Origin of the sequence: Streptomyces nigra (assembly GCF_003074055.1) — a bacterium.
In the GTDB taxonomy this organism is placed as follows: Bacteria; Actinomycetota; Actinomycetes; order Streptomycetales; family Streptomycetaceae; genus Streptomyces; species Streptomyces nigra.
Window position 1 is genome coordinate 5,117,562 of record NZ_CP029043.1, and the last position, 11,887, is coordinate 5,129,448.

The following is an 11,887-nucleotide window of genomic DNA, read 5'->3' on the forward strand; positions in this document are numbered from 1 at the left end:
CGTCCGGTGAGTGAGACTGGTGCAACCGTAGACGGTATGAGGAAACGAGGTCGGATGATGCGTACGCGTCCGCTGAAGGTGGCGCTGCTGGGCTGTGGAGTGGTCGGCTCAGAGGTGGCGCGCATCATGACGACGCACGCCGACGACCTCGCCGCCCGCATCGGTGCCTCGGTGGAGCTCGCGGGCGTGGCCGTACGGCGTCCCGGCAAGGTGCGCGAGGGCATCGACCCGGCCCTCGTCACCACCGACGCCACCGCCCTCGTCAAGCGCGGTGACATCGACGTCGTCGTCGAGGTCATCGGCGGCATCGAGCCGGCCCGCGCGCTCATCACCACCGCCTTCGAGCACGGCGCCTCCGTCGTCTCCGCCAACAAGGCGCTCCTCGCCCAGGACGGCGCGGCCCTGCACGCCGCCGCCGAGAAGCACGGCAAGGACCTCTACTACGAGGCCGCCGTCGCCGGTGCCATCCCGCTGATCCGTCCGCTGCGCGAGTCCCTCGCCGGTGACAAGGTCAACCGGGTGCTCGGCATCGTCAATGGGACGACGAACTTCATCCTGGACAAGATGGACTCGACCGGGGCCGGGTATCAGGAGGCCCTCGACGAGGCCACCGCCCTGGGGTACGCCGAGGCCGATCCGACCGCCGATGTCGAGGGGTTCGACGCGGCCGCCAAGGCCGCCATCCTCGCCGGGATCGCCTTCCACACGCGCGTGCGTCTCGACGACGTCTACCGCGAGGGCATGACCGAGGTGACCGCGGCCGACTTCGCCTCCGCGAAGGAGATGGGCTGCACCATCAAGCTGCTCGCCATCTGCGAGCGGGCCGCCGACGGCGGGTCCGTCACCGCGCGCGTGCACCCCGCCATGATCCCGCTGACCCATCCGCTGGCCTCCGTGCGCGGCGCGTACAACGCCGTGTTCGTGGAGTCCGACGCCTCCGGGCAGCTGATGTTCTACGGCCCCGGCGCGGGCGGCTCGCCGACCGCGTCCGCCGTGCTCGGCGACCTCGTCGCCGTCTGCCGCAACCGGCTCAACGGCGCGACCGGTCCCGGCGAATCCGCGTACGCCGCCCTTCCCGTCTCCGGGATGGGCGAGGTCGTCACGCGGTACCACATCAGCCTTGACGTGGCGGACAAACCGGGTGTTCTCGCCCAGGTCGCGACCGTGTTCGCGGAGCACGGCGTGTCCATCGACACCGTCCGCCAGCAAGGCAAGGACGGCGAGGCCTCCCTCGTCGTCGTCACCCACCGTGCGTCCGACGCGGCCCTCGTCGGGACCGTCGAGGCGTTGCGCAAGCTCGACACCGTGCGGGGTGTCGCCAGCATCATGCGGGTTGAAGGAGAGTAACCAGCAATGACCCACCAGTGGCGCGGAATCATCGAGGAGTACCGGGACCGGCTGCCCGTCTCCGACACCACGCCGGTCGTGACGCTCCGTGAGGGCGGCACGCCCCTCGTGCCCGCGCAGGTGCTCTCCGAGCGCACGGGCTGCGAGGTCCACCTCAAGGTGGAGGGCGCCAACCCGACCGGGTCCTTCAAGGACCGCGGTATGACCATGGCCATCACGCGGGCCAAGGAGGAGGGCGCCAAGGCGGTCATCTGCGCCTCCACCGGCAATACGTCGGCGAGCGCCGCCGCCTACGCCGTGCGCGCCGGCATGGTGTCCGCCGTGCTCGTGCCGCAGGGCAAGATCGCGCTCGGCAAGATGGGCCAGGCCCTCGTGCACGGCGCGAAGATCCTCCAGGTCGACGGCAACTTCGACGACTGCCTCACGCTCGCCCGCGACCTGAGCGACAACTACCCGGTGTCGCTGGTCAATTCGGTCAACCCGGTACGCATCGAGGGGCAGAAGACGGCCGCCTTCGAGATCGTGGACATGCTCGGCGACGCCCCCGACATCCACGTCCTGCCGGTGGGCAACGCGGGCAACATCACCGCGTACTGGAAGGGGTACCGGGAGTACGCCGCCGACGGCCCGGCGACCCGCACCCCCCGTATGTGGGGCTTCCAGGCGTCCGGCTCCGCGCCCATCGTGCGCGGCGAGGTCGTCAAGGACCCCTCGACCATCGCCACCGCCATCCGCATCGGCAACCCGGCCTCCTGGGACTTCGCCCTCGCGGCGCGGGACGAGTCGGGCGGCTTCATCGACGAGGTGACGGACCGTGAGATCCTGCGCGCCTACCGGCTGTTGGCCGCGCAGGAGGGCGTCTTCGTGGAGCCCGCGTCCGCCGCGTCGGTCGCCGGTCTGCTGAAGGCGGCCGAGCAGGGCAAGGTCGATCCGGGGCAGCGGATCGTGTGCACCGTGACCGGCAACGGTCTGAAGGACCCCGACTGGGCCGTCGCCGGCGCCCCGCAGCCGGTCACCGTCCCGGTCGACGCGGCCACCGCGGCCGAGCGGCTCGGACTGGCGTAAACGCCACCGGACGGGCGGAGGGCGCCACCGCCGAGGCAGTGGCGCCACACCCCGTCGTACGGGTCCGCGTGGCGTGTTCAGACGGCGCCCACCTGGGGAAGTCCCTGAGTGGGGGGTGCACAGGGGGCATACGACACGCATCGTGCGCCTCCTGTGCGCCCTATGTCGCCACAGAACCTGTCTTCGATAGGCTGTACTGAACCCGCCCGCCGCATATGCCTCCGCAGGGCGCGGTGCCGCGCCGTCTCCGCGGCCCGGCACGCGGCCCCCTGGGTTCTCGTACGGCATCGAAGTGTCTTCGACAATCACGCAGCTCAAGGAGAGTCATCGAGCGATGGCCGGTCCAGCGTTCCGCGCCGCCGCCGTCCGGGTGCGCGTCCCCGCCACCAGCGCCAATCTCGGCCCGGGCTTCGACGCCCTCGGCCTGTCGCTGGGGCTCTACGACGACGTCGTCGTCCGGGTGGCCGACTCCGGGCTGCACATCGACATCGCGGGTGAGGGCAGCGAGACGCTGCCCCGCGACGAGAAGCATCTCCTCGTACGGTCCCTGCGCACCGCCTTCGACCTGCTGGGCGGCCAGCCGCGCGGCCTCGAGATCGTCTGCGCCAACCGCATCCCGCACGGCCGCGGCCTCGGCTCCTCCTCCGCCGCCATCTGCGCCGGCATCGTCGCCGCCCGGGCCGTGACGATAGGCGGCGAGGCCCGCCTCGACGACACCGCGCTCCTGGAGCTCGCGACCGAGATCGAGGGCCACCCCGACAATGTCGCGGCCTGTCTGCTCGGCGGGTTCACGCTCTCCTGGATGGAGGCCGGCGCCGCCCGCGCCATCAGGATGGATCCGGCCGATTCCATCGTTCCGGTGGTTTTCGTCCCCGGGAAGCCGGTCCTCACCGAGACCGCGCGCGGCCTGCTCCCGCGCACCGTCCCGCACGTCGACGCCGCCGCCAACGCGGGCCGTGCCGCCCTGCTCGTCGAGGCCCTGACCAGGCGCCCCGAGCTGCTGCTGCCCGCTACCGAGGACCGTCTCCACCAGGAGTACCGCGCGCCGGCCATGCCGGAGAGCGCGGCCCTCGTGGAGCGGCTGCGAGCCGACGGAGTGCCCGCGGTGATCTCTGGCGCGGGCCCGACCGTGCTGGCGCTGGCCGACGAGGCCAGTGCCGACAAGGTCGCCCATCTGGCAGGCGAGGGATGGGCCGCGAACCGGCTCGACCTCGACGCTCAAGGCGCGTGCGTACTGCCGCTCGCGCCGTCCGGTGACATCTGAAAGCGCGCGGTTGCCGGATTTCGAGAGGGGGAATGTTTGTTGGATCCGGTAGTGTTAACCTCAAGTCTGCACCCGACCCCACCATGGCGAGGTGCTTCGTGTCCCCGTCCGGGACAGACATTCTTCCGGGAGCCTCCCAAGTCGCACTGTGTTCCGTACGACGTATGCGGGCAGTACCTCGTACGCGAGCGCTGAGCGACTCGCCGGGCACGCTCCGGAACCGGCGCGACCGAGCCGCGTGACACCGACACTCAGTGCCACGGCTCAGGGAACCGCCATCTCCAGATATTCCTCCGCCGCCTTTGGCGGACCACCGCCCCGGCACGGTCCACACACCAAGGACCGACGCCGGACAGCACAACCGGTCGCCGAGCCAGACAGGCCGACGTCCGCTCCAGGGAAGGACCCTTCGTGAGCGACACCACCGATCTGATGGGCGCACGTGTCGAGGAGACCGCTGCCGCGCCCGCCACGGACGCCTCCGCGCCTGCCAGCGGTGCCGGCTCCCGGCGGCGCCGCGGTACCGGCCTCGAGGGCATGGTGCTGGCCGAGCTGCAGCAGGTCGCCTCCGGCCTCGGCATCAGGGGCACCGCGCGGATGCGCAAGAGCCAGCTGATCGAGGTCATCAAGGAGGCGCAGGCTGGGGGTACCCCCTCAGGGGGAGGAGGTGCCGCGGCCCCGAAGGCCGACGCCGCCACCGAGACCAAGCCCAAGCGCCGTGCCACCTCCAAGGCGCGCACCGGCGACGACGCCGACAAGAAGGCGAAGGCGGAGGCCCCCGCCGACCAGGCGGTGGCCCAGCAGCAGATCGAGATCCCCGGCCAGCCGGCCGGCGGCCCCTCCCGCGGCGACGCGGACGAGCGGGGCGCGGACGGTGAGCGCGGGGGAGACGACGCGCCGGCCGAGCGCCGCCGCCGCCGTGCCACCGCCGACGCCGGTGCGCCCGCGAGCACGCCCGAGACGGTCACCGCCGAGGCGAAGAGCGAGTCGAAGGCCGAGACGCAGTCCCAGGGCCAGCAGGGCAACGACGCCAAGGGCGACGCCGGTGAGGGCGGCGAGAACCGCCGCCGCGACCGCCGTGACCGCGGCCGCGATCGTGACCGCGGTGACCGTCGCAAGGGCGACGACCAGCAGGGCGGCGGCCGTCAGGACCGTCAGCAGGGCCAGCAGCAGGGCGGCGGCCGTCAGGACCGCCAGCGTGACAACGGCCCGCAGGACGACGACGACTTCGAGGGCGGCCGGCGCGGACGTCGTGGCCGCTACCGCGACCGCCGTGGCCGCCGTGGCCGCGACGAGATGGGCCAGGAGCCGCAGATCGCCGAGGACGACGTCCTGATCCCGGTCGCGGGCATCCTGGACATCCTCGACAACTACGCGTTCATCCGGACCTCCGGCTACCTGCCCGGCCCGAACGACGTGTACGTCTCCCTCGCCCAGGTCCGCAAGAACGGCCTGCGCAAGGGTGACCACGTCACCGGCGCGGTCCGTCAGCCCAAGGAGGGCGAGCGCCGCGAGAAGTTCAACGCGCTGGTCCGCCTGGACTCCGTCAACGGCATGGCACCCGAACACGGCCGCGGCCGCCCGGAGTTCAACAAGCTGACCCCGCTCTACCCGCAGGACCGCCTCCGTCTGGAAACGGACCCGGGCGTTCTCACCACCCGCATCATCGACCTGGTGTCGCCGATCGGTAAGGGTCAGCGCGGTCTGATCGTGGCCCCGCCGAAGACCGGCAAGACCATGATCATGCAGGCGATCGCCAACGCGATCACGCACAACAACCCCGAGTGCCACCTGATGGTCGTCCTCGTCGACGAGCGTCCGGAGGAAGTCACCGACATGCAGCGGTCGGTCAAGGGCGAGGTCATCTCCTCGACCTTCGACCGCCCGGCCGAGGACCACACCACGGTCGCCGAGCTCGCCATCGAGCGCGCCAAGCGTCTGGTGGAGCTGGGCCACGACGTCGTCGTGCTGCTCGACTCGATCACCCGTCTGGGCCGTGCGTACAACCTCGCCGCCCCGGCCTCCGGCCGCATCCTGTCCGGTGGTGTCGACTCGACCGCCCTGTACCCGCCGAAGCGCTTCTTCGGTGCCGCGCGCAACATCGAGGACGGAGGCTCGCTGACCATCCTCGCGACCGCGCTCGTCGACACCGGGTCCCGTATGGACGAGGTGATCTTCGAGGAGTTCAAGGGCACCGGCAACATGGAGCTCAAGCTCGACCGGAAGCTCGCCGACAAGCGCATCTTCCCCGCGGTGGACGTCGACGCGTCCGGCACCCGTAAGGAAGAGATCCTGCTCGGCAACGAGGAGCTGGCGGTCGTCTGGAAGCTGCGCCGGGTGCTGCACGCGCTCGACCAGCAGCAGGCCATCGAGCTGCTCCTCGACAAGATGAAGCAGACCAAGTCGAACGTCGAGTTCCTGATGCAGATCCAGAAGACGACGCCGACCCCCGGCAACGGCGACTGAGCCGTACGCGTCCGAAAAGGCCGCCCCATGTCACGCCAGTGACGTGGGGCGGCCTTTTGGCGCTGATAGGGACGGGTGCCACAGGCGCCCCTTCCTACTCTTGTGTCCTGGGGGGACCTTCTTGACCACCACCCAATCCGGCAGCGGTCGTCACAGACGCCGGATCCGCTTCGGGCTGCCCGTCGCCGCCGCCGGTGTCGCCGCGGCCGTCGCCGCCGCCCTGCTCACGTCCACCGCGGGAGCCGCCACCGCCGCGCCGCAGCCGACCGTGAAGCCCGCCACGGCCTCGGTGCCGTCGGCCGAGCTGGAGCGCCGCGTGTCCGGCGCGCTCGCCGGCGACGACACCGCGGGCGAGACGTCGAAGAAGTCGTCGTACGCCGCGGGCGGCGACGACTCGACCGCCAGCCCCATGGTGATCGGCGGCACCACGACCAGCATCACCACGGCGCCCTGGATGGCGCAGCTCTGGTACTACGACGACCGGGGCACCGCCACCGAGGACGACGACCTCGGCTTCTTCTGCGGCGGCGCCGTCGTCGCGCCGACGAAGATCCTCACCGCCGCGCACTGCGTCAAGGGTTACGACTGGTACAACTACGGCGCCGTCGTCACCGGCACCAACCAGCTGCCCACCTCCGACGGCTCCGGCGGCAGCGACCTGCACGGCGGCACCGTCTCGCTGCCGTACCGGCAGTGGTACCACCCGTCGTACAGCGCAACGACGATCGACAACGACATCGCCGTCATCACGCTGGGCAACAAGGTCAAGGCGACGCCGATCCGGATGACGACGTCCGGCGACACCGCCTCGTACGCCTCCGGGACCAGCGCCAAGGTCTACGGCTGGGGCCGCACCAGCTCCACCAGCGAGGACATCTCGCAGTCGCTGAAGTCGGCCACGCTGCCCGTGCAGTCCGACAGCACCTGCGCCGGCTACTTCGGCGCGGACTTCGTCAAGGGCCACATGGTGTGCGCGGGCAAGCCGGCCACCGGGAGCGACAGCGGCACCGTCTCCGCCTGCAACGGCGACTCGGGCGGGCCGCTCGTGGTCAAGGGCCGTATCGTCGGCGTCGTCTCCTGGGGCGTGCAGAACTGCGTCGCCAAGGGCGCCTACAGCGTCTTCTCGAAGGTCAGCACCTACGTCGGCGCCGCCTACCCGCGGGTCGAGGACACCAACATCAGCGGTGACCACAAGGCCGACCTGTGGGTGCGCAACGCCTCCACCAAGACCGGCTACTCCAAGGACTCCAAGGGCAGCTCCTTCGCGGCCCGCGAGTCCTGGGGCAACTGGAACGGCGTGAACGTCGTCCTGCAGACCGACCTCGACCGGGACGGCTACCAGGACCTGGTGTACCGCCGCAGCAGCGACGGCGACGTCTTCTGGACGCACTACGTGCCGTCCGCCCAGAGCTGGTCCACCAAGAAGCTCGCCGACAACTGGAAGACCCGCACCCGCATCATCACCCCCGGTGACGTCGACGGCGACTACCTGCCCGACCTGATCTCGGTCGACTCCGGCGGCACGCTGTACGTCTACCCGGGCAGGGGCGACGGCACCTTCGGCACCCGCTACTCGGTCCGCACCGGCTGGAACCAGTACAACTCCGTGCGCGGCCACGGCGACTTCACCGGTGACGGCAAGGCCGACCTGATCGCCCGCCAGGCGAGCACCGGCGACATCTATCTGTACAAGGGCACCGGCAAGACCGGCTCCGAGGCGTTCTCGTCCCGGATCAAGGTCCGCAGCCACTGGACGTACAACGCCTTCGACGCCGTCGGTGACATCACCGGGGACGGCAAGGCCGACTTCCTGGCCCGCACCACCGGCGGCACGCTCTACCTGTACAAGGGCACCGGCAAGGCCACGAGCGAGATCTTCGCCACAAGGATCTCGGTCGCGACCGACTTCAAGCAGTACGACATCTTCGGCTGACATCCCAGGTGGGAGCGGGTCCGGCCCGCCTCACCCGCAGCACACCGTGCCCACCGTCGCTCCGGCGGTGGGCACAGTCGTCTGTGCAACCCTCGTCCGGGTTTCCCCGTCTGACCCGACGGGGTGACGATGGTGCGGTAAGGGTGCTTTTGTGCCACGCCCGAACCTGACCGCAAGGGGGAGACGACCGGACGAGAACCGAGGAGCAGAGTGTCAGCCGAGAGCACGCCGGAGCCCGGCATACCGGGCGGAACCGGCTCCAGGACGCCCCGACCACGCGGCAAGGGACGCCGCCGCAGGCCCCGCCAGAGACGCAAGGGCCTGCTGATCGCCGCCTGGACGGCCGCGGGGATCGTCGTCCTGGGCGGCACCGGCGCCGGATATCTGTACTTCAAGCTCAACGGCAATCTGCAGAGCGTCGACATCGACCAGGCCCTCGGCACCGACCGGCCGCGGAAGACCGACAACGGCTCCGAGAACATCCTCGTCCTCGGTTCCGACTCCCGCTCCGGCGGCGGCAACAAGAAGCTCGGCGGCGGTGCCGACGACGGCAGCGCCCGCTCGGACACCGCGATGATCCTGCACGTCCACAAGGGCCACAAGAAGGCCAGCGTGGTCTCCGTGCCGCGCGACACGATCATCGACCGGCCCCGCTGCACCGACATCGACGGCAACGCCTACCCGGCGGCCTCGGGCGTCATGTTCAACTCGGCGTACAGCACCGGCGGCGCGCCCTGCGCGGTGAAGACGGTGGAGTCCCTGACCGGCATCCGCATGGACCACTACCTGGAGGTCGACTTCTCCGGGTTCCAGAAGCTGATCGACCGGCTCGGCGGTGTCGAGGTCACCACCACCAAGGCCATCGACGACCCCGACAGCCATCTCGAGTTGACGGCCGGCACCCACCGGCTCGACGGCGAGCAGGCCCTCGGCCTGGTCCGCACCCGGCACGGCGTGGGCGACGGCTCCGACCTCGGCCGCATCCAGCTCCAGCAGGCGTTCATGAAGGCCCTCATCGAGCAGGCCAAGAGCATCGACCTGTTCGGCAACCCCAAGCGGCTGCTCGACCTCGCCGACACCGCCACCAAGACGGTCACGACCGACTCCGGCCTGGGCTCGGTCAACCGGCTCATGTCCTTCGCGAACGGCCTCAAGGGCATCAGCTCGAAGAACATGACCATGGTGACGCTGCCCGTCCGCTACGACCCGGCCGACCCGAACCGGGTGATCGTCGCCGAGGCCAAGGCGAAGCAGGTCTTCACGGCCCTCGAGCACGACCGGCCGATCCCGAAGGCGGCCACCGAGGGCACCGCGACGGGCGACGCGAACGGCGTCGTACGGTCCGGGGAATAGATCACCGGGACCCCCGGTTTGGGGGGATGGCCCCAGTCCTGGCAGACTGGTACGTCGGCCCCGGTTCACGCTCCCGCATCCCGCGGCGGCGACCCGGCGCCCTCCAGGAACTCTAGGAGACACCTTGAAGCGCGACATCCACCCCGAGTACGTCGAGACGCAGGTCAGCTGCACCTGTGGCGCGTCGTTCACCACCCGCAGCACGATCTCCAGCGGCACCATCCGCGCCGAGGTCTGCTCCGAGTGCCACCCGTTCTACACGGGCAAGCAGAAGATCCTCGACACCGGTGGCCGTGTGGCCCGCTTCGAGGCCCGCTTCGGCAAGGCTGCCGCCGGCTCCAAGAAGTAGCGAGCACCGATTCGCCGGTCCACGGCCGCGCCCCCACCAGGCGCGCCGGGACCGGCGTTTTTGGTCGCCCGCCCTTCCCTTCCGTACGCATTTCAGGAGCCCAAGATGTTCGAGGCCGTCGAGGAACTGGTCGCTGAGCACGCCGACCTGGAGACGAGGCTCGCCGACCCGTCGGTCCACTCCGACCAGGCGAACGCGCGCAAGCTGAACAAGCGCTACGCCGAGCTCACGCCGATCGTCGCCACCTACCGGTCGTGGAAGCAGACGGGCGACGACATCGAGACGGCCCGTGAACTGGGCGCCGACGACCCGGAGTTCGCCGCCGAGGTCAAGGAGCTCGAGCAGCGGCGCGAGGAGCTCACCGAGAAGCTCCGCCTGCTGCTCGTCCCCCGCGACCCGAGCGACGACAAGGACGTCATCCTGGAGATCAAGGCGGGAGCCGGCGGCGACGAGTCCGCGCTCTTCGCGGGCGACCTGCTGCGCATGTACCTGCGCTACGCCGAGCGCGTCGGCTGGAAGACCGAGATCATCGACGCCACCGAGTCCGAGCTGGGCGGCTACAAGGACGTCCAGGTCGCCGTGAAGACCAAGGGCGGCCAGGGCGCCACCGAGCCCGGCCAGGGCGTCTGGGCCCGGCTGAAGTACGAGGGCGGGGTGCACCGCGTGCAGCGTGTCCCCGCCACCGAGTCCCAGGGCCGTATCCACACCTCCGCCGCCGGTGTGCTGGTCACGCCCGAGGCCGAGGAGATCGACGTCGAGATCAACCCCAACGATCTGCGCATCGACGTGTACCGGTCGTCCGGGCCGGGCGGCCAGTCGGTCAACACCACCGACTCCGCGGTGCGCATCACGCACCTGCCGACCGGCGTCGTCGCCTCCTGCCAGAACGAGAAGAGCCAGCTGCAGAACAAGGAGCAGGCGATGCGTATCCTGCGCTCCAGGCTGCTCGCCGCGGCGCAGGAGGAGGCCGAGAAGGAGGCCGCCGACGCACGCCGCAGCCAGGTCCGCACGGTCGACCGCTCCGAGAAGATCCGCACCTACAACTACCCGGAGAACCGGATCTCGGACCACCGGGTGGGCTTCAAGGCCTACAACCTGGACCAGGTCCTGGACGGCGACCTCGACGCCGTGATCCAGGCCTGCGTCGACGCGGACTCGGCGGCCAAGCTGGCAGCGGCGTAAGGACGCCAGGACGTAGGCACGGACGAGTACGACACGGAGGACTTGCGTGCAGCAATCCATTGGGGGGCGACCCTCGAGCCCCCGCAGCGTGCTGCTCGCGGAGGTGGCCCAGGCCACCCAGCGGCTGGCCGACGCCGGCGTGCCCTCACCGCGCAACGACGCCGAGGAACTCGCCGCGTTCGTGCACGGCGTGAAGCGGGGCGAGCTGCACTCCGTGAAGGACGCCGACTTCGACGCCCGCTACTGGGAGGTCATCGCCCGGCGCGAGCAGCGTGAGCCGCTCCAGCACATCACCGGACGGGCCTACTTCCGCTACCTCGAACTCCACGTCGGGCCCGGGGTGTTCGTGCCCCGGCCCGAGACCGAGTCCGTCGTCGGCTGGGCCATAGACGCGGTACGCGCCATGGACGTCGTCGAGCCGTGCATCGTCGACCTGTGCACCGGCTCCGGCGCCATCGCGCTCGCCCTCGCCCAAGAGGTGCCCCGCTCCCGCGTGCACGCCGTGGAGCTCTCCGAGGACGCCCTGCGCTGGACCCGCAAGAACGTCGAGGGGTCCAGGGTCGAGCTGCGCCAGGGCGACGCGCTGGACGCCTTCCGCGACCTCGACGGCCAGGTGGACCTGGTCATCTCCAACCCGCCGTACATCCCGCTCACCGAGTGGGAGTACGTCGCCCCCGAGGCCCGGGACTACGACCCCGAACTCGCCCTGTTCTCCGGCGAGGACGGCCTGGACCTCATCCGGGGCATCGAGCGCACCGCGCACCGCCTGCTGCGGCCCGGCGGCGTCGTCGTCATCGAGCACGCCGACACCCAGGGCGGCCAGGTGCCGTGGATCTTCACCGAGGAGCGGGGCTGGGCCGACGCCGCCGACCACCCCGACCTGAACAACCGCCCCCGGTTCGCGACGGCCCGCAAGGCGATGCCGTGA

The 11,887-nt window shown here is 70.6% G+C and carries 9 protein-coding genes; all 9 read left to right on the forward strand.

Annotated features, from left to right (window positions below; translation table 11 throughout):
• Window positions 1-54: 54 nt before the first annotated feature.
• The 9 genes from DC008_RS23910 to prmC all read left to right on the forward strand — a co-directional run bounded on the left by DC008_RS23910 (window position 55) and on the right by prmC (window position 11,887).
• Entirely contained in the window at window positions 55-1,347 is a 1,293-nt protein-coding gene (locus DC008_RS23910) for a homoserine dehydrogenase (RefSeq protein WP_164492360.1), read from the forward strand.
• 6 nt (window positions 1,348-1,353) lie between these two features.
• Window positions 1,354-2,412 carry a threonine synthase gene (gene thrC, locus DC008_RS23915; protein ID WP_108708711.1) on the forward strand — a complete coding sequence of 353 codons (1,059 nt, stop codon included), beginning with the start codon at window positions 1,354-1,356 and terminating at the stop codon, window positions 2,410-2,412.
• 334 nt (window positions 2,413-2,746) lie between these two features.
• Entirely contained in the window at window positions 2,747-3,676 is a 930-nt protein-coding gene (gene thrB / locus DC008_RS23920) for a homoserine kinase (protein ID WP_108708712.1), read from the forward strand.
• A gap of 411 nt (window positions 3,677-4,087) precedes the next feature.
• Window positions 4,088-6,142, forward strand: a complete 2,055-nt coding sequence (gene rho, locus DC008_RS23925; RefSeq protein ID WP_108708713.1) for a transcription termination factor Rho — start codon at window positions 4,088-4,090, stop codon at window positions 6,140-6,142.
• Between the two features lie 121 nt (window positions 6,143-6,263).
• A complete protein-coding gene (locus DC008_RS23930) occupies window positions 6,264-8,075 on the forward strand; it encodes a trypsin-like serine protease (protein ID WP_244221410.1) in 1,812 nt (603 codons plus the stop codon).
• A gap of 210 nt (window positions 8,076-8,285) precedes the next feature.
• On the forward strand, window positions 8,286-9,428 hold the full coding sequence (locus DC008_RS23935) for an LCP family protein (RefSeq protein ID WP_108708714.1): 1,143 nt from the start codon (window positions 8,286-8,288) through the stop codon (window positions 9,426-9,428).
• A gap of 124 nt (window positions 9,429-9,552) precedes the next feature.
• Window positions 9,553-9,777, forward strand: a complete 225-nt coding sequence (rpmE, locus tag DC008_RS23940; RefSeq protein ID WP_019753312.1) for a 50S ribosomal protein L31 — start codon at window positions 9,553-9,555, stop codon at window positions 9,775-9,777.
• Window positions 9,778-9,882: 105 nt separating this feature from the next.
• On the forward strand, window positions 9,883-10,959 hold the full coding sequence (gene prfA, locus DC008_RS23945; protein ID WP_055625167.1) for a peptide chain release factor 1: 1,077 nt from the start codon (window positions 9,883-9,885) through the stop codon (window positions 10,957-10,959).
• Between the two features lie 88 nt (window positions 10,960-11,047).
• Complete coding sequence (prmC, locus tag DC008_RS23950; RefSeq protein WP_055625168.1) at window positions 11,048-11,887, forward strand: peptide chain release factor N(5)-glutamine methyltransferase; 840 nt, start codon at window positions 11,048-11,050, stop codon at window positions 11,885-11,887.